Origin of the sequence: Sedimentimonas flavescens, assembly GCF_025154035.1 — a bacterium.
Classification (GTDB): domain Bacteria; phylum Pseudomonadota; class Alphaproteobacteria; order Rhodobacterales; family Rhodobacteraceae; genus Rhodobacter; species Rhodobacter flavescens.
This window is the reverse complement of the sequence record NZ_JAOALJ010000005.1, coordinates 286,280-311,945: the sequence shown is the minus strand read 5'-3', so window position 1 is coordinate 311,945 and position 25,666 is coordinate 286,280. Positions and strand designations below refer to the sequence as shown.

The 25,666-nt window shown below is 65.8% G+C and carries 26 protein-coding genes and 1 tRNA gene; 14 read left to right on the top strand and 13 right to left on the bottom strand.

Annotated features, from left to right (window positions below; genetic code table 11):
- Positions 1-63 precede the first annotated feature (63 nt).
- Together N3C64_RS11640 and N3C64_RS11635 are read right to left on the bottom strand one after the other, a co-directional pair.
- Positions 64-684: a hypothetical protein gene (locus N3C64_RS11640; RefSeq protein ID WP_260014539.1), complete on the bottom strand. Its 621-nt coding sequence runs from the start codon at positions 682-684 to the stop codon at positions 64-66.
- A 245-nt stretch (positions 685-929) separates the two neighbouring features.
- Positions 930-1,673 (bottom strand): N-formylglutamate amidohydrolase, encoded by a 744-nt coding sequence (locus N3C64_RS11635; RefSeq protein WP_260014538.1) that lies wholly within the window; start codon positions 1,671-1,673, stop codon positions 930-932.
- A gap of 134 nt (positions 1,674-1,807) precedes the next feature.
- On the opposite strand from N3C64_RS11635, the gene pyk reads away from it, so the two are divergent.
- The 7 genes from pyk to pheT all read left to right on the top strand — a co-directional run bounded on the left by pyk (position 1,808) and on the right by pheT (position 8,227).
- A complete protein-coding gene (gene pyk / locus N3C64_RS11630) occupies positions 1,808-3,253 on the top strand; it encodes a pyruvate kinase (protein ID WP_218631128.1) in 1,446 nt (481 codons plus the stop codon).
- A 30-nt stretch (positions 3,254-3,283) separates the two neighbouring features.
- Positions 3,284-3,511 carry a hypothetical protein gene (locus N3C64_RS11625; protein ID WP_233676552.1) on the top strand — a complete coding sequence of 76 codons (228 nt, stop codon included), beginning with the start codon at positions 3,284-3,286 and terminating at the stop codon, positions 3,509-3,511.
- A 126-nt stretch (positions 3,512-3,637) separates the two neighbouring features.
- Positions 3,638-3,838 (top strand): 50S ribosomal protein L35, encoded by a 201-nt coding sequence (gene rpmI / locus N3C64_RS11620; RefSeq protein WP_097068479.1) that lies wholly within the window; start codon positions 3,638-3,640, stop codon positions 3,836-3,838.
- A 15-nt stretch (positions 3,839-3,853) separates the two neighbouring features.
- On the top strand, positions 3,854-4,219 hold the full coding sequence (gene rplT / locus N3C64_RS11615; protein ID WP_218631129.1) for a 50S ribosomal protein L20: 366 nt from the start codon (positions 3,854-3,856) through the stop codon (positions 4,217-4,219).
- A gap of 128 nt (positions 4,220-4,347) precedes the next feature.
- Positions 4,348-5,430: a phenylalanine--tRNA ligase subunit alpha gene (gene pheS, locus N3C64_RS11610; RefSeq protein WP_260014532.1), complete on the top strand. Its 1,083-nt coding sequence runs from the start codon at positions 4,348-4,350 to the stop codon at positions 5,428-5,430.
- Positions 5,427-5,822: a DUF2513 domain-containing protein gene (locus tag N3C64_RS11605; protein WP_260014531.1), complete on the top strand. Its 396-nt coding sequence runs from the start codon at positions 5,427-5,429 to the stop codon at positions 5,820-5,822. Before pheS ends, N3C64_RS11605 begins: the two co-directional genes overlap by 4 nt.
- Positions 5,819-8,227, top strand: coding sequence for a phenylalanine--tRNA ligase subunit beta (gene pheT, locus N3C64_RS11600; protein WP_260014530.1), 2,409 nt, complete (start codon positions 5,819-5,821; stop codon positions 8,225-8,227). The genes N3C64_RS11605 and pheT overlap by 4 nt, the downstream gene beginning before the upstream one ends.
- 93 nt (positions 8,228-8,320) lie before the next feature.
- On the opposite strand, the gene N3C64_RS11595 is transcribed toward pheT, so the two are convergent.
- Positions 8,321-9,049 (bottom strand): rhomboid family intramembrane serine protease, encoded by a 729-nt coding sequence (locus N3C64_RS11595; RefSeq protein ID WP_260014529.1) that lies wholly within the window; start codon positions 9,047-9,049, stop codon positions 8,321-8,323.
- Positions 9,050-9,079: 30 nt separating this feature from the next.
- Positions 9,080-12,478, bottom strand: a complete 3,399-nt coding sequence (putA, locus tag N3C64_RS11590) for a bifunctional proline dehydrogenase/L-glutamate gamma-semialdehyde dehydrogenase PutA (RefSeq protein WP_260014528.1) — start codon at positions 12,476-12,478, stop codon at positions 9,080-9,082.
- Positions 12,479-12,592: 114 nt separating this feature from the next.
- Here putA and N3C64_RS11585 point away from each other — a divergent pair, with 114 nt between their 5' ends.
- On the top strand, positions 12,593-13,075 hold the full coding sequence (locus N3C64_RS11585; protein WP_218631153.1) for an Lrp/AsnC family transcriptional regulator: 483 nt from the start codon (positions 12,593-12,595) through the stop codon (positions 13,073-13,075).
- Here N3C64_RS11585 and N3C64_RS11580 read toward each other — a convergent pair.
- Both N3C64_RS11580 and N3C64_RS11575 read right to left on the bottom strand, forming a co-directional pair.
- Complete coding sequence (locus N3C64_RS11580) at positions 13,056-13,460, bottom strand: META domain-containing protein (protein ID WP_260014527.1); 405 nt, start codon at positions 13,458-13,460, stop codon at positions 13,056-13,058. The genes N3C64_RS11585 and N3C64_RS11580 overlap by 20 nt on opposite strands.
- A 75-nt stretch (positions 13,461-13,535) precedes the next feature.
- Entirely contained in the window at positions 13,536-14,354 is an 819-nt protein-coding gene (locus tag N3C64_RS11575) for a MerR family transcriptional regulator (protein WP_260014526.1), read from the bottom strand.
- 111 nt (positions 14,355-14,465) lie between these two features.
- Between N3C64_RS11575 and N3C64_RS11570 the strand changes: the two genes are divergently transcribed.
- The 6 genes from N3C64_RS11570 (at position 14,466) to N3C64_RS11545 (ending at position 19,733) form a co-directional block, all read left to right on the top strand.
- Entirely contained in the window at positions 14,466-15,749 is a 1,284-nt protein-coding gene (locus tag N3C64_RS11570) for a 4-aminobutyrate--2-oxoglutarate transaminase (RefSeq protein WP_260014524.1), read from the top strand.
- Positions 15,750-15,783: 34 nt separating this feature from the next.
- Complete coding sequence (locus tag N3C64_RS11565; protein ID WP_375546114.1) at positions 15,784-16,218, top strand: Lrp/AsnC family transcriptional regulator; 435 nt, start codon at positions 15,784-15,786, stop codon at positions 16,216-16,218.
- A 119-nt stretch (positions 16,219-16,337) separates the two neighbouring features.
- A complete protein-coding gene (locus N3C64_RS11560; RefSeq protein WP_260014522.1) occupies positions 16,338-18,296 on the top strand; it encodes a heme lyase CcmF/NrfE family subunit in 1,959 nt (652 codons plus the stop codon).
- A 3-nt stretch (positions 18,297-18,299) separates the two neighbouring features.
- Complete coding sequence (locus N3C64_RS11555) at positions 18,300-18,761, top strand: cytochrome c-type biogenesis protein (RefSeq protein WP_218631140.1); 462 nt, start codon at positions 18,300-18,302, stop codon at positions 18,759-18,761.
- A 66-nt stretch (positions 18,762-18,827) separates the two neighbouring features.
- Complete coding sequence (locus N3C64_RS11550; RefSeq protein ID WP_260014521.1) at positions 18,828-19,604, top strand: enoyl-CoA hydratase-related protein; 777 nt, start codon at positions 18,828-18,830, stop codon at positions 19,602-19,604.
- A gap of 43 nt (positions 19,605-19,647) precedes the next feature.
- Positions 19,648-19,733, top strand: a tRNA-Leu gene (locus N3C64_RS11545).
- A gap of 7 nt (positions 19,734-19,740) precedes the next feature.
- On the opposite strand, the gene N3C64_RS11540 is transcribed toward N3C64_RS11545, so the two are convergent.
- From N3C64_RS11540 to N3C64_RS11510, 7 genes are read right to left on the bottom strand one after another with little or no spacing between them, the layout of a single operon-like run.
- Positions 19,741-20,454, bottom strand: a complete 714-nt coding sequence (locus N3C64_RS11540; RefSeq protein ID WP_260014520.1) for a GNAT family N-acetyltransferase — start codon at positions 20,452-20,454, stop codon at positions 19,741-19,743.
- Entirely contained in the window at positions 20,451-21,578 is a 1,128-nt protein-coding gene (menC, locus tag N3C64_RS11535; RefSeq protein WP_260014519.1) for an o-succinylbenzoate synthase, read from the bottom strand. Before menC ends, N3C64_RS11540 begins: the two co-directional genes overlap by 4 nt.
- An 8-nt stretch (positions 21,579-21,586) precedes the next feature.
- Positions 21,587-22,354 (bottom strand): ABC transporter ATP-binding protein, encoded by a 768-nt coding sequence (locus N3C64_RS11530; RefSeq protein WP_260014518.1) that lies wholly within the window; start codon positions 22,352-22,354, stop codon positions 21,587-21,589.
- Positions 22,355-22,365: 11 nt separating this feature from the next.
- The gene (locus tag N3C64_RS11525; RefSeq protein WP_218631145.1) at positions 22,366-23,064 is read right to left on the bottom strand and encodes an ABC transporter permease; all 699 of its coding nucleotides are present in this window, start codon (positions 23,062-23,064) and stop codon (positions 22,366-22,368) included.
- Position 23,065: 1 nt separating this feature from the next.
- Positions 23,066-23,773, bottom strand: a complete 708-nt coding sequence (locus N3C64_RS11520; RefSeq protein WP_218631146.1) for an ABC transporter permease — start codon at positions 23,771-23,773, stop codon at positions 23,066-23,068.
- 28 nt (positions 23,774-23,801) lie between these two features.
- Positions 23,802-24,578 carry an ABC transporter substrate-binding protein gene (locus N3C64_RS11515; protein ID WP_260014517.1) on the bottom strand — a complete coding sequence of 259 codons (777 nt, stop codon included), beginning with the start codon at positions 24,576-24,578 and terminating at the stop codon, positions 23,802-23,804.
- A 35-nt stretch (positions 24,579-24,613) separates the two neighbouring features.
- A complete protein-coding gene (locus tag N3C64_RS11510; protein WP_260014576.1) occupies positions 24,614-25,489 on the bottom strand; it encodes a MurR/RpiR family transcriptional regulator in 876 nt (291 codons plus the stop codon).
- Positions 25,490-25,666 lie beyond the last annotated feature (177 nt).

Genomic DNA, 25,666 nt, shown 5'->3' with positions numbered 1-25,666 from the left:
CCTTCTGAAAATGAGAAAACCCCGGCCACAGCCCTGGCCGGGGTTTTCCGTTGCCGGGCCGTCTTAGACGGCGCGCGGCGCGCGGAACTGGAAGAGATCCGGGGTCAGACTTGCTGCATCGGTGTTGTCGAGGATCAGGATGGCCTCGTCCTCGATCACCACGCGGGTGCGGCGGCGGCCTTGCACCTGCTCGAAGCGGATGCTTTCACGCCGCGGCGCGGGGCCGTCGAGTTCAAGCTCCAGCCGCTCGCCGGGCGCGAGATCGTCGATCCGCGGCAGGTCGTCATCTGCGTCGCGTGTCGGGGCGAGGTCCTGTGCCGCGACCGTGGCGGCGGGGCGAGGGGCCTGTTCGGGCGCGTGCAGCATGGCTTCCAGCCGTTTCCACATTGCCTCGTCGGGGTTCTCTCTGGGCTCGGCGATGTGGGCGGGTTCGACCGTGAGCGGGTCGGGCTGTTCGATAAGACGGGTGTTGCGGCGGGCCTGACGCTCGGCAAAACGCAGAGCTTCCGAGGGGGACGGTAATTCGTCCTTGGTGATCGTCGGCTTTTGCGGCGCCGGAGCATCTTCCGGCGTCGGTGACGGGGAACGCCGGCGCAGCGGCGCGATCCCCAGGCGGGGGCATCCCAGCTCTGCCCAAAGGAGCAGCGTGAGTGCCACACTTAATGCGAGAAATAACGCGAACATGAGATAATCCTTACTCTATGCAAAAACGATGACGCTGGGGAGAACATGCGGCAAGGGATTTGTGGGCCCGCGCGCCCCGCATTGTTCGCGCCTGGCGCGCAATAGGCGCGAACCGAAAGGATTGGACCAGAGGCGTGGAGGCGCACGCCAAAGGGTTGTAAAGAATTCGTTAATTTCAACGGGCTACAGCGCCCGTCACGTCGTGCAAACCCTTCAAGGGCGAATCACCGCGATGGGCTGGGCGCCTAAAGCCCGCTGTTGCGCAGCACCTGATCGAGCACCGGCGCCAGCCGGTCTGCCCAGGCGATCTGGCCGTCAGGCTGCGCGATCAGATCGTTGCGCAACTCGATCAGCACATTCGGGCGGCCCGGTGTCAGCGCATGCCGGTCGATGGAATCGCCGTCAAGATGGCCCGAGTAGGGCTCGTTGTCGCCCACGCACAGGCCCTGCGCCGCGAGCGCCGCGATCAACGGCTTGGCCAGCCGCTCATCCCGGTGCGAATAGAGGATGCCGACCTGCCAGGGGCGCGGGGGGCGCCCGCGCAGGCAGGGCGTGAAGGAATGCACCGCGCAGATCACCCGATCCGTCCGGGCACCCGCGATATCGGCCAGCGCGGCGTGGTAGGGGCGGTAAAGCCGCGCCAAGCGCTGCTCGATCTGCTCCGCGCAGGCGTTCCGGTTCGCCGGAATCACCGTGCCGTCGTAGAGCCGCATCACCAGCGTCGGGTCATCCTCGCCCCGGTTCGGGTCGATCACGAGGCGCGAGAAGTCGGTGGAAATCATCGGCGCATCCAGCCGTGCGGCCAGCCGCTCGGCCAGCCCGAGCGCGCCGACGTCATAGGCAATATGGCGCGCCATGTCCTGCGCCGCGATCCCCAGAGAGTCGCCGCAGACCCAATCGGGAATGGTGTTGGTGGCATGGTCCACGGTCACCAGCCAGCGCGAGGGTCGCTCGGTGCCAGCGGTCCGGTAGGCGGGGTGGGGCGTCATACTCTCGTCGTCCAAAATCGTCAGACGAGAAATACGCGAGTTCTAGCGGGCAGGCCAGTTGCTCTGTGCGACATTTTGCGCCATAGCTGTGCCCGGCCCACGAAAAATTTTGTCAATATGAGGAACGAGGACGCATGAGACGCCTTCGCAATGTCAAGATCGTGGCCACTCTGGGGCCGGCATCGTCGGACTACACCACCATTCGCGCGCTGTTTGAGGCCGGAGCCGACGTGTTCCGCCTGAACATGAGCCACGGCACCCATGCCGAGCAGAAGGCGCGCTACGATATCATCCGCCAGATCGAGGCCGATACCGGGCGTCCGATCGCCGTGCTGGCCGACCTTCAGGGCCCCAAGCTGCGCGTTGGCACCTTTGCCGCTGGCGCTGCCGATCTGGAAGAGGGCGTGCCCTTCCGTTTCGATCTCGACCCGACCGAGGGCGAGGGGCATCGTGTCTGCCTGCCGCACCCCGAGATCTTTGCCGCGCTCGAACCCGGCGCCACGCTGTTGGTCAACGATGGCAAGATCCGCCTGCGGGTGGATGAATGCGGCCCCGATTTCGCCAATTGCACCGTGACGACGGGCGGTACGATCTCGAACCGCAAGGGCGTGAACGTGCCCGACGTGGTGCTGCCGCTGGCCGCGCTTTCGGACAAGGACCGGGCCGATCTGGAGTTCGCCTGCGAGATGGGCGCCGACTGGCTGGCGCTCAGCTTCGTGCAGCGCCCCGAGGACGTGATCGAGGCGCGTGCGCTGGCGCGCGGCCGCGCGGCCATCCTGTCCAAGATCGAAAAGCCTGCCGCCGTGAAAGCCTTCGACGAGATCCTCAAGGTCTCGGATGGGATCATGGTGGCGCGTGGCGACCTGGGGGTGGAACTGCCGGTCCACGCCGTGCCGCCGATCCAGAAGCGCCTGATCCGCCGCTGCCGCGCGGCGGCAAAGCCCGTGATCGTCGCGACGCAGATGCTCGAGAGCATGATCGAAAGCCCGATGCCGACCCGCGCCGAGGTCTCGGACGTCGCCACCGCGATCTATGAGGGCACCGACGCAATCATGCTGAGCGCGGAATCCGCCGCCGGTCGCTACCCGGTCGATGCGGTCGCCACCATGAACTCGGTCGCGCAATCGGTCGAGAACGACCCGACCTATCGCGAGGTGATCGAGGCCTCGCGCACCGTGGTTCGCCAGACCGTCGCCGACGGCATCGTGGCCGCCGCGCGCGAGATCGCCGAGGCCACCGATATCTCGGCCATCTGCTGCTACACCCAGTCGGGCAAGACCGTCTCGCTCATCGCGCGCGAGCGCCCGCGCGTGCCGATCATCGCCATGTCGCCGGTGGTGCAGACCCTGCGCAAGATCTGCCTGTCCTGGGGCGTGCATGCCGTGCGCTGCGACGAGGTCGAGCGGTTCAAGATGGCGGTCGTCAACGCGGCCCGCGCGGCGCGCGATTTCGGTTTTGCCGACGAAACCAACCAGATCGTCGTCACCGCGGGCGTGCCCTTCAACGTGCAGGGCACGACGAACATCCTGCGCGTGGCGCCCTGCGACGAAAGATTGATTTTCCGCACCGATCCGGAGTAAGCTTACCTAGGGGTAAGCGAGGGCTCGGCCATGATTGACATGGATACGTTGCTCGCCCTTGGGGTGGTTATTTTTCTGCTGTCCATTCCCTCGGGCGTCTCGGCATTTGCCAACAGCCGCCCTCCACATGCCGCAATTCTGGCGGTGGTCGTGGGGGGGGGATTGTTGATCTACGCGGCGATGATGAAACCCGGCGGCTACACGATGGGAGAGGTCCCGGATGTGGTGCTGTCGGTGATCGGGCGCATCCTGCTGTAGATTTGTGCGCATACCCCCTTGCCAAACAGGGAGGGCGGCTATATCAGGCGCCCTCTATGAGCCCGCGCGGCCGGCCGGAGTGGCATGCCGAGTCGCGTGAATACACACTCGAAAGAGGAGATGGAAATGCCCAAGATGAAGACGAAATCAGCTGCCAAGAAGCGGTTCAAGTTTACCGCGACCGGCAAGGTTATCGCAGGTCCGGCCGGCAAGCGCCATGGCATGATCAAGCGCACCACCAAGTTCATCCGCGACAGCGCGGGCACGATGATCCTGTCCGATGCGGACGCAAAGATCGTCAAGAAATACATGCCCTACAACCGCTGAACTGGAGGCTGATCAATGTCCCGCGTTAAATCCGGCAAGGTTACCCACGCCTCGCACAAGAAAGTTCTGAAGGCTGCCAAAGGCTACTACTCGGCCCGCTCGCGCAACTTCCGCACCGCCACCCAGGCCGTCGACAAGGCCAACCAGTACGCGACCCGCGACCGCAAGGCCCGCAAGCGCAGCTTCCGCGCGCTGTGGATCCAGCGTATCAACGCCGCTGTCCGCGCCTTCGACGCCGAAATGACCTATTCGCGCTTCATCAACGGCCTCGCGCTGGCTGGCATCGAAGTGGACCGCAAGGTTCTCGCCGATCTCGCCATCCACGAGCCGGAAGCGTTTGGCGCCATCGTCGAAAAGGCGAAGGCTGCCGCGGCTGCGTAATCTCCCCATCTGAGGGATTGCACTTTGAACCCCGCGCGGCGCTTTGCCGTCGCGGGGTTTTTCTTTCATACGCTTGAAATCGGGCCGGGGCGGGGCTAGCACTCCCCCGACCAGACAGGAGAGACCAGATGAACGCGCTCGACGTGCTCAAGGCGAAATATCTCGACGGGATCGCGCAGGCCGCTGACGAGGCCGCGCTGGAAGAGCTGCGCCTGGCCGCGCTTGGCAAGAAGGGCGAGATCAGCCTGAAGATGCGCGAACTGGGCCAGATGAGCCCGGAAGAGCGCCAGACCACCGGCGCCGCGCTGAACGTGCTGAAAAACGAAATCGACGCCGCGCTGCGCGCCAAGAAAGAGGCGCTGGCCGATGCCGCGCTGGACGCGCGCCTGCGCAACGAATGGCTTGATGTCACGCTGCCCGGCCGTCCGCGCCGCACGGGCACCATCCACCCGGTCAGCCAGGTCATGGACGAGGTCACCGCGATCTTCGCCGACATGGGCTTTGCCGTGGCCGAGGGCCCGCAGATCGAGAGCGACTGGTATAACTTCGACGCGCTCAACATCGCGCCCGAGCACCCGGCCCGGCAAGAGCACGACACCTTCTTCATGGCGCGCGACGCCGCCGACCCGCGCCCGCCGCATGTGCTGCGCACGCACACCTCGCCGGTGCAGATCCGCGCCATGCAAAAGACCGGCGCGCCGATCCGCGTGATCGCGCCGGGCCGCGTCTACCGCATGGACATGGACCAGACCCACACGCCGATGTTCCACCAGGTGGAGGCCCTTGCGCTTGGCAAGGACATCTCGATGGCGAACCTGAAATGGGTGCTCGAAGAGTTCTGCAAGACCTTCTTCGAGGTGCCCTCGGTCGAGCTGCGCTTCCGCGCCTCGCACTTCCCCTTCACCGAGCCTTCGGCCGAGGTCGATATCCGCTGCTCGTGGGAGGGTGGCCAGCTCAAGATCGGCGAAGGCAACTCGTGGATGGAGATCCTTGGCTCGGGCATGGTGCACCCCAAGGTGCTGGAAGCCGGCGGCATCGACTCGGCCGAGTGGCAGGGCTTTGCCTTCGGCATGGGGATCGACCGTCTGGCGATGCTGAAATACGGCATCCCCGACCTGCGCGCCTTCTTCGAGAGCGACCTGCGCTGGCTACGCCACTACGGCTTCGCCGCACTCGACCTGCCGACGGTGTTCGGGGGGTTGAGTAAGTGAATCGGGATCTGGAGCGCATTCGGTCCATTTTGCTTGAGTGCGAGGCCTCGTCAGAGGAGCGCTTTGAGCCTTCTAGCGCCCGATTTTCGGATTTTGATCGCTATCAGATCAAGCTCATGGCCCAAGCTGGACTCCTTATGTTTCCGACAGTGAAAGTCCGACCCGATGCCGGACACCTCGAAAGGGGACTCGCGAGATGGTTGGAGCAGCCATTTAGCATAACCTGGGCCGGACATGACTATCTGGATGCCGTCCGAGACCAAGGCGTCTGGGATAAGACAAAGTCGGCTGTAGCTGAGACCGGCGGCAGTGCTAGCTTAGAAATTGTGAAGGCTTTGGCGCTTGGTTTTCTGAAGAAAAAAATCTCCCAACATACGGGGATCGAACTATGAAATTCACCCTCTCCTGGCTGAAAGACCACCTCGACACCACCGCCTCGGTGGACGAGATCGCCGATGCGCTGACCGACCTTGGCCTTGAGGTCGAGGAAATCGCCAACCCGGCGGGCAAGCTGGAAAGCTTCACCCTCGCCAAGGTGCTGCATGCCGAAAAGCACCCCGACGCCGACAAGCTGCGGGTCTGCAAGGTGCTGACCAATGAGGGCGAAAAGACCATCGTCTGCGGCGCGCCGAACGCGCGCGAGGGGATCACGGTCGTCCTCGCCAAGCCCGGCGATTACGTCCCGGGCATCGACGTCACGCTTGGCGTGGGCAAGATCCGCGGTATTGAGAGCCACGGCATGATGTGCTCGGAGCGCGAGCTGGAACTGTCAGACGAGCATAACGGCATCATCGAGCTGCCCTCGGGCGAGGTTGGCGAGCGGTTTGTCGACTGGCTGGCCGAGAACCGCCCCGAGGCGGTCGATCCGATGATCTACATCAAGATCACCCCGAACCGCCCCGATGCGCTTGGCGTGCGCGGCATCGCGCGCGATCTGGCCGCGCGGGGGCTGGGTGTGCTCAAGCCGCTGGAAATCGAGGCAGTGCCGGGCGGCTTCGCAAGCCCGATCAAGGTGCAGATCGACCCCGCGCTGAAGGAAAAGGGCTGCCCGCTGTTCGCTGGCCGCCTGATCCGTGGCGTGACGAATGGCCCGAGCCCCGCCTGGCTGCAACAGCGGCTGATCGCCATCGGGCTGCGGCCGATCTCGGCGCTGGTCGATATCACCAACTTCTTCACCTATGACCTGAACCGCCCGCTGCACGTCTTCGATGCGGCCAAGGTGAAGGGCGATCTGCGCATCGTGCCCGCCAAGGGCGGCGAGGAGATGCAGGCGCTCGACGAAAAGACCTACCTGCTGCGCGAAGGCCAGATGGTGATCTGCGACGACAATGGCGTGGAAAGCCTTGCGGGTATCATGGGCGGTGAGCCTTCGGGCTGTACCGAGGAGACCGTCGATGTCTTCCTCGAAAGCGCCTATTGGGACCCGATCACCATTGCTGCGACCGGCCGCGCGCTGCGCATCAACTCGGACGCGCGCTACCGGTTCGAGCGCGGCGTGGACCCGGCCTTCACCCTGCCGGGGCTGGAGCTGGCGACGCAGATGGTGCTTGATCTGTGCGGCGGCGAGGCCTCGGAAGTGGTCATGGACGGCGCCGTCCCGGCCACCACCCGCGCCTATCGGCTGGACCCGGCGCGGGTCATCAGCCTTGTCGGCATGGAGATCCCCGAGGCCGAGCAGCGCCGCACCCTTGAGGCGCTTGGCTTCACGCTGAACGGCGACATGGCGACCGCGCCGAGCTGGCGCCCCGACGTTCTGGGCGAGGCCGATCTGGTCGAGGAAGTGGCGCGTATCGCCTCGCTGACCAAGTTGCAGGGCAAGCCGATGGCGCGGGAAACCTCGGGCGTGCCCGAGCCGATCCTGACGCCGGGCCAGGTGCGCGAGAAGACCACCCGCCGAACCATCGCAGCACTTGGTTACAACGAATGCGTGACCTACAGCTTCATCGACGCGAAATCGGCCGCGCTGTTTGGCGGCGGGGCCGAGGCTACGCGGATCGAGAACCCGATCTCGTCGCAGATGACGCATATGCGCCCCGATCTGCTGCCGGGCCTGTTGCAGGCTGCTGCCCGCAACCAGGCGCGCGGCTTTGCCGATCTCGCGCTGTTCGAGGTGGGGCCGGTCTTTTCGGGTGGCGAGCCGGGCGATCAGGTGACGGTGGCCACGGGCCTTCTGGTCGGTGCCTCGGCGCCGCGCGATCCCTGGGGTTCGCGCCGTCCGGTCGATGTCTATGACGCCAAGGCCGATGCCGAGGCCGCGCTGGCCGCGATCGGCGCGCCCGCACGTGCGCAGGTCAACCGCAAGCTTGATGCCTGGTGGCATCCGGGCCGCGCGGGCAATATCGCGCTTGGCCCCAATGTGCTGGCGACCTTCGGCGAGCTGCACCCCAAGGTGCTGCGCGAGATGGGTGTGAAAGGTCCGGCGGTGGCCTTCACCATCCGGCTTGAGAACGTGCCCTTCCCGAAGGTCAAGACTCCCACGCGCCCGGCGCTGGCGATCTCGGACCTGCAGGCGGTCGAGCGTGACTTCGCCTTCGTGGTCGACACCGGCACCGAGGTGATCACCGCGGTCAACGCTGCCTATGGGGCCGACAAGGCGCTGATCGAGGCGGTCTCGGTCTTCGACCAGTTCACCGGCGCCAAGGCCGAAGAGCAGATGGGCGCGGGCAAGAAATCGATTGCGCTTTCGGTGCGGATCCAGCCGCGCGACAAGACCCTGACCGATGCCGAGATCGAGGCCGTGTCGGCCAAGATCATCGACAAGGTCACCAAGGCCACCGGCGGCACGCTGCGCAAATAAGCGCACGCTTGGAATGCGAAAGGCCCCCCGTTTCGGGGGGCCTTTTCATTTGTGGCAGGCCGCACGTGTGAATAGGGCAATCGCGGTCCCAGCTCAGTGCCGTCGCCGCACGGCGGGGATGGTGGTGCGGTGATACTCGGCCTCGGGGTGCGGCGGGCGGCCGTGGTTCTGGCCCCAGAAGATCGCCCCGCCGAGGCGCAGCCAGTGCGGCACCATCAGCAGAAGACCTGCGGCAAACCCTCCGGCATGCGCCCAGTAGGCGATGCCGTCGGTCAGTCCTGAGGCGGTGCCGTTGAACAGTTGCATCCCGAACCAGACGCCTAGGACGACCCAAGCGGGAATGGCGAAGATGCGGAAGAAGATGATGAAGATGAACAGCACATCGACCCGCGCGCGGGGAAACAGCAGCAGATAGCCCCCCATCACCCCGGCGATCGCGCCCGAGGCCCCGACCATTGGAATGGTCGTATAGGGTTCGGCCAATATCTGCGCGAAGGCGGCGGCCAGCCCCCCGGCAAGGTAGAAAAGCAGAAAGCCGACATGGCCAAGCTGCTCTTCGAGGTTGTCGCCGAAGATCCACAGGAAAAGCATGTTGCCCGCCAGGTGCATCATGCCCGCGTGCAAGAACATATGGGTGACCAGCCCGTGCAGCGCGCGGCCTTGCGTCACCTCGGCCGGATAGAGCGCGCCGTTGATCCACAGCGCCTGCATATCCCCGGCCAGAGGCAGCGTCAGGGCAAATATGACCACATTGAGCGCAATGATCGCCCAGGTCACATAGGGCGTCTTGCTTGAAGGGTTATGGTCGCGGATCGGAAACATGCGGCGAGTGTGCCGATCCGCGACCTATCGTCAAGCGTTACCGGCTGCGGCCAAGAGCTGCGCGTTGCCGCCTGCTGCCGTGGTGTCGATGCAGATGTGTCTCTCGTGGAAACAATGGGCTGCGTCGGGCATCTCGGTGATCAGCGGCAGGATCGGCCCCTTGCGGCTGGCAAGGGCCTGGGCACAGGCGCGCGCGGTTTCGCGGTCGCCCCACCAGAGCGCGGCCGAGAAACCTTCACGGGTCGCAAGCGCCTCGGGGGCGAGATCCGTTGTCAGTTCGGCAACACCGCCAAGCGCGGTGACGGCAGCGGCTTGCGCCGCGGCTTTGTCAGCGCCGGGGCCCATGCAGAGCAGCGCGGGGCGCGGGTGCAGCGTCAGGCGATTCGACTCGCCGGTCGGGCCGGGCATCTCGCGCTCGAGCGCCGGGCGGTGCGGCTTGGCCTGAGGTTGGGCAAAGCGTGCCACGTATTCCGGGCCGCCTGCTTTCGGGCCGGTGCCCGACAGGCCCTCGCCGCCGAAGGGTTGGCTGCCCACGACCGCGCCAATCTGGTTGCGGTTGATATAGAGGTTGCCGACATTGAGCGCTTCGGTCACCTCCTGCACGCGGTTGTCGATGCGGCTGTGCAGCCCGAAGGTCAGCCCGTAGCCGGTGGCGTTGATCGCGTCGATCACCTTGGGTAGGTCTTCGGCATCGAAGGTCGCGACATGCAGCACCGGGCCGAAGATCTCGCGCTCCAGATCCGCGATGCTGTCGATGCGGATCACGGTGGGCGCGACGAAATGGCCGGTCAGCCCCTCGGGGAGGTCCATTTCCTTCAGCACGCGGCCCTCGGCGCGGGCCTTGGCGATATGGGCGCGGATGGTGGCCTCTGCCTCGGCGTCGATCACGGGGCCGACGTCGGTGCTCAGATCCCAGGGGTTGCCGATGCGCAGCTCGTCCATCGCACCGAAAAGCATCTCGGTCAGATGCGGGGCGATTTCATCTTGCACATAGAGGCAGCGCAGGGCCGAGCAACGCTGACCCGCCGATTGGAACGAGGAGGCGAGGATGTCGCGCACCGCCTGCTCGGGCAGGGCGGTCGAGTCGACGATCATCGCGTTCATCCCGCCCGTTTCGGCGATCAGGGGCGCGCCCGGGTCCATCGCCTGCACCATCGCGCGGCGGATCGCCTGCGCGGTATCGGTGCCGCCGGTGAAGCACACGCCATTGACGCGCGGGTCCGAGGTCAGGCGTGCGCCCACGGTCGGGCCATCGCCCGGCAGCAGTTGCAGCGCTTCGCGCGGGACACCGGCAAGATGCATCAGGCGCACGGCAAGGGCGGCGATGATCGGGGTCTGCTCGGCCGGTTTGGCCAACACGGCGTTGCCAGCGGCCAGCGCCGCCGCAATCTGGCCGGTGAAGATCGCCAGCGGGAAGTTCCACGGGCTGATGCAGGTAAAGACGCCGCGCGGGGTGGTGTCCTCCGAGGTCTGCGAGGCGTAGTAGCGCAGGAAGTCCACAGCTTCGCGGATTTCGGCGACCGCGTCGGGCAGGTTCTTGCCAGCCTCGCGGGCGATGACGGCGAAGATCTGGCCGTAGTTTTCCTCGTACAGGTCGGCGGCGCGGTTCAGAACCGCAGCGCGCGCGGCGGCATCGGCCTGCCAGGGGCGGGCATTGCCAAGCGCGGCCTCGATATCGGCGGCCGAGGCCGGGCGCACAAGGCCCACAACCTCGCCGGTGGCGGGGTTTTTCACCTCTTCGGCGGCCATGGGGGCGCAGTCGCCCGCCACAAGCGGGCTTGCCTCGGGCAGCAGCCCCGCGGCAAGCGGCGCGCGCGCGGTCTCGATGGCCGCGAGCGTGCCGGTCTGGCTCAGGTCGTGGCCTTGCGAGTTGCTACGGCCGGGGAACAGATCGGCAGGGCGGCTCAGCGCGGGGTTCTCGACGGTGCTGAGGCCTTCAAGTGCGGCGAAGGGGCAGGCCGCGACTTCCTCGGGTGAGACGTCCTCATCCACGATCTGGTTCACGAAGCTTGAGTTCGCGCCGTTCTCCAGCAGGCGGCGCACGAGGTATGCCAGCAGGTCGCGGTGCGCGCCGACGGGGGCGTAGATCCGGCAGCGGGTGTTTTCCGATTTCAGCACGATGTCATGCAGACGCTCGCCCATGCCATGCAGGCGCTGGAATTCGAAGTCGCGCTTGTCGGTGCCCATCTCGGCGACCATGTCGAGCACGGCAGCGACGGTATGCGCGTTGTGGCCCGCGAACATCGGATAGATGCGGTCGGACATCGCCAGCAGCTTGCGGGCGTTGGCGATATAGCTCACGTCTGTCGAGATCTTGCGGGTGAAGACCGGGAAATCGGGCAGGCCCTGAACCTGGGCGCGTTTGACCTCGGCGTCCCAATAGGCGCCCTTGACCAAGCGCACCATGATCTTGCGATCAAGCCGTGCGGCCAGCGCGTGCAGCCAATCGAGCGCGGCGCCCGCGCGGCGGCTGTAGCCCTGAACGACGATGGCAAAACCGTCCCAGCCCGCCAGTTCGGCATCCGACAGAACTGCCTCGATCACGCGCAGCGACAGCACAAGGCGATCGACCTCTTCGGCGTCGATGGTAAAGCTCATGTCGGCCTTGGCGGCCATGCGGGCAAGGCGGGTCACCACCGGCACGAGTTCCGCCATCACGCGCGCTTCCTGCGCCACCTCGTAGCGCGGGTGCAGCGCCGAGAGCTTGACCGAGATGCCGGGGTTGTCGCGCAGCTGGCCGGGTTTGCAGCGCTTGGCGATGGCCTCGATCGCTTTGGCATAGGAGGCTTCGTAGCGGCGCGCGTCGGCGGCGGTGCGGGCGGCCTCGCCCAGCATGTCGTAGCTGTAGGAATAGCCCTGCGCCTCATGCTTGGCGGCACGCTCCATCGCGCTTTCGATGGTTTCGCCCAGAACGAACTGGCGGCCCATTTCCTTCATCGCGCGCGACACGGCGGTGCGGATCACCGGCTCGCCCAGACGTTTCACGGCGCCACGCAGCGCGCCCGCAAGGCCGGGGCCGCGCTCTTCCAGAACCTTGCCGGTCAGCATCAGTGCCCAGGTCGAAGCGTTGACGAGCGAGCTGGCCGAGTGGCCCAGATGCTTGCCCCAGTCCGAAGGCGCGATCTTGTCTTCGATCAGCGCGTCCATGGTGGGCGCATCCGGCACGCGCAGGAGCGCCTCGGCCAGACACATCAGGGCGATGCCTTCCTCGGTCGACAGGCCATATTCCGCAAGGAACACCTCCATCAGGCCGGGGCGGGCCTCGGCGCGGATGCGGCGCACAAGCTCGGCGCCCTTGCCCGAGATGCGGGCCCGCGCAGCGCCATCCAGCGCGGCTTCGTTCGCCAGATGGCGCAGCAGCGGCGCTTCGGGCTGGAGGGTGAGCGCGTCGATCTGTTCGAGGGTCGGCGGCAACGTCGAGTGAATCATGGGACTGACCTTGAAGGGGATTTGGCTTTGTCCCAGAATACAGTGAATGTGCCGGGCGATTTGACCGATGATGGCCAGAACGCAGGCAAATCGACTGATCTTGAGGGTAAACACATGCCAAATGACCTGCCCGATCTGGATAGCTACGACCGCAAGATTCTGGCCGCCCTTGTGGAAGAGGGGCGGCTGAGCATGACCGAGCTTGCGCGCCGCGTCGGGCTGACCAAGTCACCGGTGCAGGCGCGGGTGAAGCGGCTTGAGGAAAGCGGGGTGATCTCGGGCTATCGCGCGCTGCTCAGCCCGATCCGCATGGGGCTTGCGCATGTGGCCTTCGTCGAAGTGCGCCTGAGCGACACGCGCGAGGCCGCTCTGCGCGCCTTCAACCGCGCGGTCCGCGCCCTGCCCGAGATTGAGGAGTGCTACATGGTCGCGGGCGGGTTCGATTACCTGCTCAAGGTGCGCTCCCGCGACATCTCGGACTATCGCCGGGTGATGGGCGAGAAGATCTCGGCCCTTCCGCATGTCGCGGCGACCTCGACCTATGTCGCGATGGAGGCCGTGCAGGAGGCCGGGGGCGTTATTTCTCCGCCCGTATGACGACGGTCTCGCCGGTCAGAAGTTCCAGCGTCGCGCCGTTCAGCCGCGCCTGATCGACCCGGCCGATGGTCGAATGGAAGGCCTGCTCGGCCTCCATCTGCGCGGGCGGGCACATCATGCGGGTGCCCGCCAGGGCGCTGATATGCAGCTTGCCCTCGCGGGTCTCGATGCGGCCGTTGTAGCGGTTGCAGCCAGAGTTTCCGGTGATCGTGCTTTCATCGCTGCGGGCAAGGGTCACGCTGACCTCCGCCGCGACGGGCTGCCCGGCGATCTCGCGCACCTGCCATTCGGTGCCGACGGGCAGGGCGGCAAGCGCGTCGGCCTTGCTCTCCTCGCGGCAGGCGGTCAGCGACAGGGCGGCAAGGGCGATCATGGCAAGACGCATCGGGCTTCCTTTCTTGGGGCGCGCCAAGCATGACCGTCTGGGCCAGTGCCTGCAAGGCGGCTCACGCAAGCGTGCTCAGAACGTTGGTGGGGTGTTGACCCAGATGACGATCGTCTGGCCGTCGGCCGCATTGGCCCAGGCGTGCGGGCGGCGGCTTTCGAAATAGATCGAGTCGCCGGGGCCAAGCTCGTGCACTTCCTCGCCGTCGAGGGTGATGCGAAAGCGCCCGTCAATTACGGTAATGAATTCCTCGCCCTCGTGGTCATAGCCGCCCTGCGAGGTCGCGCCGGGCGAGAGAATGAAACGGTGACAGTCCATCTGGCGTCGGCCCTCGGCCAGCACCTCGACACGCACGCCCTCGACCGGCATCGGCCATAGCCGCGCGGCGCCCGAACGTACCACCGCGCCGCCGGGCTCGTCCTGATCGGAAAGCCGTGACACCGTCGTGCCGTAATAACGCGCGAGATCCGCGAGCGTCTTGAAGCTGACCCCCGCGCCGGTGCGCTCCAGCGTCGAGAGCGCCGAGGCCGAAACGCCCATCTTCTGCGCGACATCGTCAAGCTTCTCGCCGCGCACCTGACGCAGATGGCGCAGCGAGGCACCAAGCTTTTCGTTCAGGATCTCGGGGGCAGGGGGCGCGCTGCCCTCGGCCTCAAGCGCGGCGCGAATCGCCGCCGGGTTCAGCCCGCTTTCGCGGCGCAGGAAGGTGATGCGCTGTAACCGCGCGACATCTGCCGCCGAGTAAAGCCGTTGCCCCGAGGCACGGCGCGTCGGCGCGATAAGGCCCTGCGTTTCCCACAGGCGCAGGGTCGAGGGTGCAACGCCCACGGCGCGCGCCGCTTCGGTCACGCGAAACAGGGGTTCATCCGGGGTCTGGGCGGTCGAGTCGGTCATTTTCCAAGCCTTATACCGGCAATATGCAGCGGGTCATCAAATAGGTCAAAAAATTTCTTGCAGAAAAAATGCAAAGTGCGATGTTGGAGTATCTCGAATCGGAGCTTCACTATGACTGTTCAAACCTCGCCGGAACTTTCCGCCCGCAAGAACGCCGCCATCGCCAAGGGCGTCGGCATGACCACCCAGATCTATGCCGAGCGTGCCGAGAACGCGGAGCTGTGGGACAAGAACGGCACGCGCTATATCGACTTCGCGGCCGGTATCGCCGTGGTGAACACCGGCCACCGTCACCCCAAGGTGATCGAAGCGGTCAAGAAGCAGCTCGACGCGTTCACCCACACCTGCCACCAGGTCGTGCCCTATGAGAATTACGTGGCCCTGGCCGAGCGCCTGAACGCCAAGGTTCCGGGCGATTTCGCCAAGAAGACCATTTTCGCGACCACCGGCGCCGAAGCCGTTGAAAACGCGATCAAGATCGCGCGTCACTACACCGGCCGCGCCGGCGTTGTCGCCTTCGCGGGTGGCTTCCACGGCCGCACCTTCATGGGCATGACGCTGACCGGCAAGGTCCAGCCCTACAAGGCCGGTTTCGGCCCGATGATGAACGACGTTTGGCACCTGCCCTTCCCGAACCCGCTGCACGGCGTTTCGGGCGATGAGGCGATCGGCGCGCTCGAGCGTCTGTTCAAGGCCGATATCGAACCGTCGCGCGTCGCCGCGATCATCGTTGAGCCGGTTCAGGGCGAGGGTGGTTTCTACCCGGTTCCGGAAGGCTTCATGAAGCGCCTGCGCGAGATCTGCGATGCCAACGGCATCGTGCTGATCGCCGACGAGGTGCAGACCGGCTTTGCCCGCACCGGCAAGCTCTTCGCGATGGAGCACCACGGCGTTGCCGCCGACATCACCACCATGGCCAAGGGCCTGGGCGGCGGTCTGCCGATCTCGGCCGTGACCGGCCGCGCCGAGATCATGGACAGCCCGAACCCGGGTGGCCTGGGCGGCACCTATGCCGGTAACCCGCTCGGTATCGCAGCAGCGCACGCGGTGCTCGACGTGATCGAAGAGGAAGACCTCTGCGCCCGCGCCGAGCGTCTGGGCGGCCGCCTCAAGCAGCGTCTGGCCGGTATGCGCGACCAGGTTCCGGAGATCGTCGATATCCGCGGTCCGGGCTTCATGAACGCGGTCGAGTTCAACGTGGCCGGCACCGACACGCCGAACCCCGAGATGACCAACCGCATCCGCGAAGAGGCACTCAAGCGTGGCCTGATCCTGCTGACCTGCGGCGTCTATGGCAACGTGATCCGCTTCCTCGCACCGCTGACCATCCCGGACGCGATCTTCGACGAGGCGCTCGATGTCCTCGAAGCCTCGATCATCGCGGCGAAAGGCTAAGGCCATGTGGGGGGAGGGGCCGCGCGTCGAACGACTGGACGAAACCGATCAACGGCTGATCGCCGCGCTTAGGCGCGACGGTCGGGCGGCGGTTTCGGACCTCGCAGGGCAGCTCGGCCTCTCGCGCGCCACTGTGCGCGCCCGGATCGAGCGGCTTGTAGCTCGGGGGGAAATCTCGGGCTTCACCGTTCTCACGCGTTCGGACGTCGCCGCGGCGCCCGTGCGCGGTCTGATGATGCTGTCGATCGACGGTCGCGGAACCGAGCGCATCGTGCAGCGCCTGCTTGGCCTGCCGCAGGTGCAGGCCGTGCATACCACCAACGGTCAGTGGGATCTGATTGTCGAGATCGGGGCGCGCAGCCTGCCGGATCTGGACGAAACCCTACTGGCGATCCGGCGCTTCGAGGGCGTTTTGCGCAGCGAGACCAACCTGCAGCTGTCCTCGCGCAAGCCCTCGGCGCGGCTCTGAACGGGCGGGGATGACCCCGCCCACCTCACCATGCCGTGTAGGGCGCGACAATCGCGCGCATCCTCCTTGGCCCGGACGCGTTCGGTCTCTATGATCGCGTCCGCGAACAGGAGGACACCATGATTGCAGAACTAGGCCACTTCGCCCTTATCCTCGCGTTTTGCGTGGCCATCGTTCAGGGATTGGTGCCGCTGATCGGCGCGCACAAGAACTGGCGCGGCTGGATGGCCGTGGCCGATCCTGCGGCTTCTGCGCAGTTCCTGCTGGTCGCGCTGTCGTTCGGGGCGTTGACCTACGCCTTCGTCACCTCGGACTTCTCGCTGCAACTCGTCTTTTCGAATTCGCATACCGACAAGCCGATGCTCTACAAGGTGTCGGGCGTCTGGGGGAACCACGAGGGCTCGATGCTCTTGTGGGTGCTCATTCTGGCTCTATTTGGCGCGGCCGCGGCATGGTTCGGTGGCGCGCTTCCGCCGCGCCTCAGGGCGCGGGTGCTGGCGGTGCAGGCCTGGATTGGAGCGGCCTTCCTTGGCTTCATCCTGTTCACCTCGAACCCCTTCACCCGTCTGGCCGAGCCGCCTTTCAACGGGCAAGACCTCAACCCGCTGCTGCAAGACCCCGGCCTCGCCTTCCACCCGCCGTTCCTCTATCTCGGCTATGTGGGGCTCTCGATGGCCTTCTCCTTCGCGGTCGCCGCGCTGATCGAGGGGCGCGTAGACGCCGCCTGGGCGCGTTGGGTGCGGCCCTGGACGCTGGCCGCCTGGATATTCCTGACCATCGGCATCGCGCTTGGTTCGTGGTGGGCCTATTACGAGCTTGGCTGGGGCGGCTTCTGGTTCTGGGACCCGGTCGAGAACGCCTCGTTCATGCCCTGGCTGCTCGCGGCGGCACTGCTGCACTCGGCCATCGTCGTGGAAAAGCGCGAGGCGCTGAAAAGCTGGACGATCCTGCTCGCGATCATGGCCTTCGGCTTCTCGCTGATCGGCACGTTCATCGTGCGTTCGGGCGTCATCACCTCGGTGCACAGCTTCGCCAATGACCCCGAGCGCGGTATCTTCATCCTCGCGATCCTGGCCTTCTTCGTCGGCGGCGCGCTGACGCTTTATGCCGCCCGCGCAAGCTCGATGCAGGCCAAGGGCGTCTTCTCGATGGTCTCGCGCGAAACCGCGCTGGTGATCAACAACATCCTGCTGGCGGTTTCTGCGCTGGTTGTGTTCGTGGGCACCGTCTGGCCGCTGGTGGCCGAGATGGCCTGGGGCCGCAAGCTCTCGGTGGGCGCTCCGTTCTTCGAGAAGGCCTTCACCCCCTTCATGATCATTCTGGCGATCTTGCTGCCGATCGGCGCGATGATGCCCTGGAAGCGCGCCAAGCTGGGTAAGCTGGTGCGCCCGCTCGTCCCGGCACTGGTGCTGGCGCTGGCCTGTACGGGGCTCGCCTGGACGTTTGAAACCGGGCGCTCGCTTCTGGCGCTGGTGTCCTCGGGGCTGGGGGCATGGCTGGTCTTCGGCGCGCTGGCCGAGATCTGGCAACGCGCTGGCCGCACGCCTGCGCGTATCCTGCGCCTGCCGCGTGCCGACTGGGGCAAATGCACCGCCCATTCGGGTCTTGGCATCGTCTTTGCCGGCATCGGCCTGCTGATGGCCGGTCAGGTCGAGGATATCCGCGTGGCGCAGATTGGCGAGCCCTTCGAGGTCTCGGGCTATGCGATCACGCTTGAAAGTGTCGAGCAATTCGACGGGCCGAACTATGTCTCGACCACCGGCACCCTGAAGGTCGAGCGTGACGGCGAGCTGATCACCGTTCTGCATCCCGAGAAGCGCTCCTATCCGGTGCAGGCGATGCCGACGACCGAGGCCGATATCGACAATGGCTTCCTACGTGACATCTATCTGGTGATCGGCGACAAGCAGGCCAATGGCGGATGGGCCGTGCGCACCTATATCAAGCCCTTCGCCAACTGGATCTGGGCGGGCTGTCTGATGATGGCTTTCGGGGGTCTGCTTAGCCTGACCGACCGGCGCTACCGCGTGGCCGCCGGGGCGCGCCGTACCGCTACCAACGCCGTTCCTGCGGAGTAAGCCATGCTCAAACGTCTTGCCCTTTGCCTTTTGCTGGCCAGCCCCGCATTCGCGGTTCAGCCCGACGAGGTGCTGCCCGATCCCGCGATGGAGGCCCGCGCGCGCCAGATCAGCCAGGTGCTGCGCTGCCCGGTCTGCCAGGGCGAGAATATCGACGAGTCGAACGCCGAGGTCTCGCGCGATCTGCGCCTGCTGGTGCGCGAACGTCTGGTCGCGGGCGATACTGACAGCCAGGTGCTGGACTACATCACCGACCGCTACGGCGAATATGTCCTGTTCGAGCCGGAAAAGACCGGCGCGAACCTGATCCTTTATTACCTCGGGCCGGTCGCGCTGCTGATCGCGATGGGCGGCGCCTTCGTCTACCTGCGCGGTCGCCGCCGCGAGGATGGCCCCGGCACCGGCCTTTCGGCTGAGGAAGAGGCACGCCTGAAAGAGCTGATGAAGGACGAGCCCGGCAAGTGACGCAGTGTTCCGCTTCCCCCGCCGTATCGCGCCGCTAATGTGGCGCAAAGGCGAGGGAGGACACGCATGAACTACGAGGCAATCCGATATGAGCTGACCGAAGGCATGGCGGTGATCACGCTCAACCGCCCCGAGGTCATGAATGCCCTCAACAGCGCGATGCGCGCCGAGATCCTCGACGCGCTGCGCCGCGCCGCAGCCGAGGCGCGGGTCGTTGTGTTGACCGGTGAGGGGCGGGCCTTCTGTTCCGGGCAGGATCTGGCGGACGGGGCGGCCTCGGGCGCGTTCGATCTGCAAAAGGTGCTGCGCGAGGAATACGAGCCGATGCTGATGGCGATCTACGATTGCCCGCTGCCGGTGATTTCGGCGGTGAATGGCGCGGCGGCGGGGGCAGGGGCGAACCTTGCGCTAGCGGCGGATGTGGTGATCGCCACGCAATCGGCGGCTTTCCTGCAGGCCTTCACGCGGATCGGCCTGATGCCCGATGCGGGCGGCACCTACTGGCTGCCGCGTCAGGTGGGCTTTGCGCGGGCCATGGGGGCGGCGCTGTTTGCCGACAAGGTCACGGCGGATCAGGCCGCGCAATGGGGCATGATCTGGGAATCGGTGCCCGACGCCGAGTTCGCTGCACATTGGCGCGCGCGGGCCGCGCATCTGGCCAACGGGCCGACCGCCGCCTATGGCGCGATCAAGCGCGCCTTGCGCGAGGGCTACGGAAATGACCTGCCCGCGCAGCTTTCGCTTGAGGCCGAGTTGCAGGGCCAACTGGGCCGGAGCCGCGATTTCCACGAGGGCGTCACCGCCTTCCTGCAAAAACGCGCCCCGGTCTTCGAGGGTCGCTGACGGGGCTTGCCCCCGTCATTGCCGCGGGTTAGCCAGAACCCGTGCGGGCGTGGCGAAATGGTAGACGCATGGGACTTAAACTCCCTTGGGCGCAAGCCCGTGCCGGTTCGAGTCCGGCCGCCCGCACCATCTCTGCTCAAGGTGATCCAAGCAGATAGCGCGCCGTTGCGCGGTCAAAGCCAAGGATGGCCTGTCCGGCAGCGAAGGCGGGCTGGAGCACGCCCCGCAGCCGCAGCCGCGCGGCCAGAGCCGCCTGCGGATCGGCGGCCATCAAGGCGTCGATGTCACTCGGGATCGCCACGGGTTCAAGATCGGCGGGCAGGGCGGGGGCCCGGCCTTCGGCGCGCGCCACGACCTCGGGTGCGTCAAGCTGCCAATGCGCCATGATCCGGTCCGAGGGCAGCCCCGCATTGATGCCCGGCATTGCCCCGTAATAATCGACAAAATACTCCGCCGCGTTGGCCCCGAGCACGCCGATATTCAGCCCGGCATTGATCGCGCGCAGCGGATCGTAGGTCCAGCGCACCCGGGTGATACCGCGCGCAAGGCACCAGTCGCGCTGGAACCACTTCATTCGCGCACCAAGCCCCAGCCCGCGCGCCTCAGGCGAAACCGCCAGCCGGTGCGAGTGCTGCAAGCCCGGCGTCACCGTCGGAAAGCCGAACAGGAAGGCAAGCATCCGATCGCCCGCGAAGGCGCCCGCCAGCAGCGCGCCCTCGTGCTGCAGCGAAAGCATGATGTCCGAATTGTCGGGGCGCTCGCCCTCGCCCCAGACCTCGACCTGAAAACGCTCGGCCTGGGCAAGTTCGTCCAGCCCGTTCAACTCGCGCAGCGTGACTTCGGTGCTCATGCGCGGAACTCCTCGGTCATCCGGGTGACGGTTTCGAGGAAGGGGCGGTCGAGCGTTACGCCGACGCCCGGCCCGTTGCCCGGCACCGGCATCAGGCCATCTGCGGCCTCAAGCGGTTCGTTGATGATATCGCGGTGGAAATAGCGGCTGGCCGAGGAGGTATCGCCCGGCTTGGTGAAGTTCGGCAGCGTCGCGAGGTGGATGTTATGCGCGCGCCCGATGCCGCTTTCCAGCATGCCGCCACACCAGACCGGCGCCCCGAACGCCTCCGAGACGTCGTGGATCGCCCGCGCCGCCGCATAGCCGCCGACCCGCCCGACCTTGATGTTGATGACGCGCGCCGCCCCGGCCGCCAGCGCCTTGCGGCAATCGGCCGGGGTGCGGATCGACTCGTCAAGGCAGAGGGCCGTGGCGATTTCGCGCTGCACCAGCGCATGGTCGTGAATGTCGTCCACGGCCAGCGGTTGCTCGATGTAATCGAGGTTGAAAGCATCCATCGCGCGCAGCGTGGCCAGATCGGCCAGCCCGTAGGCGGTATTGGCATCGACGGTCAGCTTGACGTCCGGATAGGCGCGCCGCACCGCCTCAAGCAACGCCAGGTCGTGCCCCTGCGCGACCTTGAGCTTGATGCGCTTGTAGCCCGCCTCGACGGCCTCGGCTACGCGCGCAACCGTGGTGTCGATCGCGGTGATGCCAAGCGAGACGCCCACCGGCACCGCATCGCGCACGCCCCCAAGGGCCGCTTTCAGCGGCAGGCCGAGCGATTTGGTCCACAGATCCCAGAAGGCCATTTCGACCAAAGCCTTGCTCATGCGGTGGCCGCGCCAGGGCGCCAGCAGGGCTGCCAGCTCGGCCGGGTTGCCAAAGCGCTTGCCGACGATCTGCGGCAAGATCAGGTCGCGCAGAAAGCCAAGCGCGCCGGGGATGGTTTCCTCGAGATAGTCGGGGAAGGGGTCCATCACCCCCTCGCTGAACCCCTCGACGCCTTCGCCGCGCAGGATCAGCACGGGGAAGGTCTTGTCGGTCAGCGTCTGGTTCGACACCTTGAAGGGCGTCACCAGCGGCAGGTTGACAATGCGCAGCTCGGCGGACTCGATCTTGAGCCCGGTAAACGGAACGGTCATTTGGGTTCTCAACGGATTTTGGAAATGAAACGGGCGAAGACTTCGCTCTCGGGGTTGTTGAACAGCTTTTCGGGCGGGCCCTGTTCGGCCACGAGGCCCTGATGGAGGAACACCACCTCGGTCGAAACCTCGCGCGCGAAGGCCATCTCATGCGTGACGACGATCATCGTGCGCCCTTCGGCGGCCAGATCCTGCATCACCTTGAGCACCTCGCCCACCAGTTCCGGGTCGAGCGCCGAGGTCGGTTCGTCGAACAGGATCGCGTCGGGTTCCATCGCCAGCGCCCGGGCAATCGCCACGCGCTGTTGCTGCCCGCCCGAGAGTTGCGAGGGGTAGTGGTGCATCCGCTCGGCCAGACCCACGCGCGCCAGAAGCGCTTCGGCCTGATCGCGCGCCTCGGCCTTGGGCTTGTGCTTAACCTGCACCGGCCCCTCCATCACGTTTTCCAGAACGGTGCGGTGGGTCCAGAGGTTGAACTGCTGGAACACCATGCCAAGGTGCTGGCGCATCCGCTCGATCTGGCGCTGATCGCCGATGCGGCCGTTGCGGAAGGCGATCGTCTCGCCATGAACCGCGACGCTGCCCGAGCTGGGGATTTCAAGGAAGTTCAGGCAGCGCAGGAAGGTCGATTTGCCCGAGCCGGAGGCGCCGAGGATCGAGATCACATCATGGTTGCGCGCTTGCAGGGAGATGCCCTTAAGAACTTCATGCGCACCGAAGCTCTTGCGGATGTCCTGGGCGTGAAGGACCAGGTCTTGCGGGGTTTGAGGCTGCATTGTCAGGTTCCTTACGCGCGGCCCGGGGCCGCCATGTGGCGCGACATGCGGCGCTCGGCGAAGCGCCACAGATAGACGAAGCAGGCGGTGATGATCAGGTAGAGCACCGCGGCCTGGAAATAGACGGAGAACTCGAAGCTGCGCGAGAAGATCTGCCGGGTGCGGCCCATCAGGTCGAACACGGTCACGATCGAGGCGAGCGCCGAGGCTTTCATCAGCAAGATGATCTCATTGCCAAGCGCGGGCCAGGCGATGCGATAGGCATGGGGGAACACCACCCGGCGCAGGATCGTGGGGCGCGACATGCCCACGGCGCGCGCGGCCTCGATCTCGCCCACGGCAACGGCCTGAATTCCGCCGCGCAGGATCTCGGTCTGATAGGCGCAGGAGTTCACCGCGAATACCAGAACGGCGCAGTTGAACGGGTCGCGGAAAAAGCCCCACAGACCAAGCGCCGTCAGCTCAGCACGGAACTGGCCCGAGCCGTAGAAGACAAGGAACAGTTGCGCCAGAAGCGGTGTGCCGCGCACGAAGGAGATATAGGCTCGCAGCGCAAGTTGCGCGGGAAGCGGCCCGTTGGCGCGCAGCAGCGCCAGCCCCGGCGAGGCCGCAGCCGCGATGGCCGCCCCCAAGCCGGTCAGCGCAAGCGTGGTCACCGTGCCGTCGAGCAGCTTGGGCAGGTTGGCGGCCAGCGTGTCGAAGAATGCCATCTCATGCCCTCCGTAGGCCACGGTTGGCGCGCCGCTCAAGCTGCGCCAGAACCAGTTCGGACAAAAGGCACATCAGCCAGTAGATCAGGCAGGCCACGAGGTAGAAGGTGAAGGGTTGCTTGGTCACGCCCACGGCCACCTTGGTCGCGCGCATCAGATCATCAAGCGCGATGACCGATACCAGCGCCGTGTCCTTGAGCAGGTTGAGCCACAGGTTCCCCATCCCGGGCAGCGCGTAGCGCCACAGAAGCGGCAGCTTGATGCGCCAGAAGATCTTGCGCGCCGACATGCCGATGGCGCGGCCTGCCAGGATCTGCCCCTCGGGCACGGCCTGGAAAGCGCCGCGCAGAACCTCGGCCGCGAAGGCCCCGAAGACCAGCGCGAGCGCGATCACCCCGGCCGCGAAGGGCGGGAAGTCGATCGGCCCGGCATCGGGCGCAATCCAGGCCATCATCCGGTTCAGCCCAAGCCCAAGACCGTTATAGACAATGAACAAGGTCAGGATCTCGGGCAGGCCGCGCATCAGCGTGGTATAGCCCACGCCGATCGCCCGCAGCGCCGGGATCTGCGACAGCGACAGCGCCGCCACCGCAAACCCCAACAGTAACCCCACGGGCAGGGTGGTCAGCGCAAGGCGCATCGTCACCCAAAGCCCCGCAAGGATTTCGTCGCCCCAGCCGAGGGGGCCGTAGGAGAACAACTCCATCATCACATGCCGCCTCTCGCCGGGAGCCCGATTACTTCATCGTGTAGATGTCGATGGTGAAGTACTTGTCGTTGATCGCCTGATAGGTGCCGTCGGCGCGGATCTCCTCAAGCGCCTTGTTCAGACGCTCGCGCAGGTCGTTGTCTTCCTGACGCAGCGCGATGCCCACGCCCTCGCCGACAAAGGCCGGGTCGGTGATCGGCTCGCCCGCCAGCTTGCAGCAGGCGCCGTCCTCGGTCTTCTCGACGAAATCGAGCAGCGGCAGCATATCGCCCACCATCACGTCAAGCCGGCCCGAGGCCATGTCGAGGCTGGCCTCGTCCTGCGTCGGGTAAAGGCGCACGTCCGCATCGGGATACATCTGCACGGCATAGTCGGCCTGCGTCGTGCCCGCCTGCGCGCCCACGACCATATCCTTGAGCGCGTCATTGGTGAATTCGGTGATCTCCGATTCCTTCGGCACGACATGGGTCATCGCCGCCATGTAATAGGGTTCGGTGAAGGCCACCTGCTGCTTGCGCTCTTCGGTGATGAACATCGAGGCGATGATGAAGTCGTACTTGTTGGCCAGCAGACCCGGAATGATTCCGTCCCAGTCCTGCGCGACCACTTCGCATTCGGCGCCGATGCGCTTGCACAGCTCCAGCCCGACCTCGACGTCGAAGCCTTCGACCTTGCCGTCGGGCGTGACGTAGTTGAAGGGCGGGTAGGCGCCCTCGGTGCCAAGGCGCAGCGTTTCGGCCTGAACGCCGCCTGCCAGCGTGGCGAAGGCGAGCGAGCAGGCAAGAAGTTTGGTAGCGATCGTCATCATGTTTCCCTGTTGTTGGAGGCTGTTTTGATTGGTTATTGGGCGACCGGTGTCAGCGGGTTGCCGACATGGCCTGTGAACGCGCCGTAAAGCCGCGCGATTTCGTTGAGCCGGGCTTCGGCCCCCTCGCCCCGTGCGAGGAAGATGTCGTTGATCATCAGGTTGCCAAGCAGCGCCAGATGCGCGGTCGAATCCCAGAACTGGTTGAACTGGGTCGCCACCATGAAGACCTCGTCGGCGTAATCCGCGCCCCAGGCGCAGTAGCGGTCGGTGAAGATCGTGACTGCGATGCCGCGCGCCTTGGCCTCGCGCGCCAGGACCAGCGCCTGGCGCGAATAGCGGCGGGCCTCGAAAATGGCGAGGCAGGTGTCCTGCGGCGCGGTGCCCTCGACCAGCACCTCGGCGAAGTTCCCCGCCGACAGATCCACAAGCTGCACGCCGGGGCGCACATATTGCATCTGGCTGGCGAAGTATTGCGCCAGCCCGCGCTCGGTCTGAAAGCCCGTCACCAGCACGCGCGCGCGCTTGGTGAACCGCTCGACCGCCGCTTGCCATTCGGGCGTGCGCGCGAGTTCGTAAACGCCGACCAACCCGGCCATCTCGGCCTCAAGCCCTTGCGACAGGCGCTCGTCGCGCTGCCCGGAGGTGCTGCGCAGCGCCTGAAGGCGGTCCTTGATCAACCAGGGCTGCTCGCCGATGTCGTCCTTCAGGTGATCCTTGAGGTCCTTGAAGTTGGCATAGCCGATCGCCCGGCAGAACCGCCCGATGCTGACCTCGCTCACCTCGATCTTGGCGGCGAGGGTTGCCGCCGTCTCGAACGGCAGGTCCGAGAATTGCGCGAGCATGAAGCTGGCAATCGCCCGCATCGACGGCGATCCCGTCTCGGCTGCCTGAACAAGCCTTGCGCGCAGCGGTTGGTGGGCGGGGGGTGTCAGGGCGCTTACTCCAGGCAGGCACTGTTAGCTTTCTGACATTGCAAGCAGCATTTCACCAATCTTGCAAGCACGAAGTTCCCTTACGGAAGAAAAAGCTTTCCGGCAGGTTCTCTTGGTGTGCCTGCGATCGGCATTGCATGAAGCCAGATGCTC

Bases quoted from the DNA above. Each gene is read 5' to 3' on its own strand.
- N3C64_RS11640 (WP_260014539.1), bottom strand. From the start codon at position 684: ATGTTCGCGTTATTTCTCGCATTAAGTGTGGCACTCACGCTGCTCCTT.
- N3C64_RS11635 (WP_260014538.1), bottom strand. From the start codon at position 1,673: ATGACGCCCCACCCCGCCTACCGGACCGCTGGCACCGAGCGACCCTCG.
- pyk (WP_218631128.1), top strand. From the start codon at position 1,808: ATGAGACGCCTTCGCAATGTCAAGATCGTGGCCACTCTGGGGCCGGCA.
- N3C64_RS11625 (WP_233676552.1), top strand. From the start codon at position 3,284: ATGATTGACATGGATACGTTGCTCGCCCTTGGGGTGGTTATTTTTCTG.
- rpmI (WP_097068479.1), top strand. From the start codon at position 3,638: ATGCCCAAGATGAAGACGAAATCAGCTGCCAAGAAGCGGTTCAAGTTT.
- rplT (WP_218631129.1), top strand. From the start codon at position 3,854: ATGTCCCGCGTTAAATCCGGCAAGGTTACCCACGCCTCGCACAAGAAA.
- pheS (WP_260014532.1), top strand. From the start codon at position 4,348: ATGAACGCGCTCGACGTGCTCAAGGCGAAATATCTCGACGGGATCGCG.
- pheT (WP_260014530.1), top strand. From the start codon at position 5,819: ATGAAATTCACCCTCTCCTGGCTGAAAGACCACCTCGACACCACCGCC.
- N3C64_RS11595 (WP_260014529.1), bottom strand. From the start codon at position 9,049: ATGTTTCCGATCCGCGACCATAACCCTTCAAGCAAGACGCCCTATGTG.
- putA (WP_260014528.1), bottom strand. From the start codon at position 12,478: ATGATTCACTCGACGTTGCCGCCGACCCTCGAACAGATCGACGCGCTC.
- N3C64_RS11585 (WP_218631153.1), top strand. From the start codon at position 12,593: ATGCCAAATGACCTGCCCGATCTGGATAGCTACGACCGCAAGATTCTG.
- N3C64_RS11580 (WP_260014527.1), bottom strand. From the start codon at position 13,460: ATGCGTCTTGCCATGATCGCCCTTGCCGCCCTGTCGCTGACCGCCTGC.
- N3C64_RS11575 (WP_260014526.1), bottom strand. From the start codon at position 14,354: ATGACCGACTCGACCGCCCAGACCCCGGATGAACCCCTGTTTCGCGTG.
- N3C64_RS11570 (WP_260014524.1), top strand. From the start codon at position 14,466: ATGACTGTTCAAACCTCGCCGGAACTTTCCGCCCGCAAGAACGCCGCC.
- N3C64_RS11560 (WP_260014522.1), top strand. From the start codon at position 16,338: ATGATTGCAGAACTAGGCCACTTCGCCCTTATCCTCGCGTTTTGCGTG.
- N3C64_RS11555 (WP_218631140.1), top strand. From the start codon at position 18,300: ATGCTCAAACGTCTTGCCCTTTGCCTTTTGCTGGCCAGCCCCGCATTC.
- N3C64_RS11550 (WP_260014521.1), top strand. From the start codon at position 18,828: ATGAACTACGAGGCAATCCGATATGAGCTGACCGAAGGCATGGCGGTG.
- N3C64_RS11540 (WP_260014520.1), bottom strand. From the start codon at position 20,454: ATGAGCACCGAAGTCACGCTGCGCGAGTTGAACGGGCTGGACGAACTT.
- menC (WP_260014519.1), bottom strand. From the start codon at position 21,578: ATGACCGTTCCGTTTACCGGGCTCAAGATCGAGTCCGCCGAGCTGCGC.
- N3C64_RS11530 (WP_260014518.1), bottom strand. From the start codon at position 22,354: ATGCAGCCTCAAACCCCGCAAGACCTGGTCCTTCACGCCCAGGACATC.
- N3C64_RS11525 (WP_218631145.1), bottom strand. From the start codon at position 23,064: ATGGCATTCTTCGACACGCTGGCCGCCAACCTGCCCAAGCTGCTCGAC.
- N3C64_RS11520 (WP_218631146.1), bottom strand. From the start codon at position 23,773: ATGATGGAGTTGTTCTCCTACGGCCCCCTCGGCTGGGGCGACGAAATC.
- N3C64_RS11515 (WP_260014517.1), bottom strand. From the start codon at position 24,578: ATGACGATCGCTACCAAACTTCTTGCCTGCTCGCTCGCCTTCGCCACG.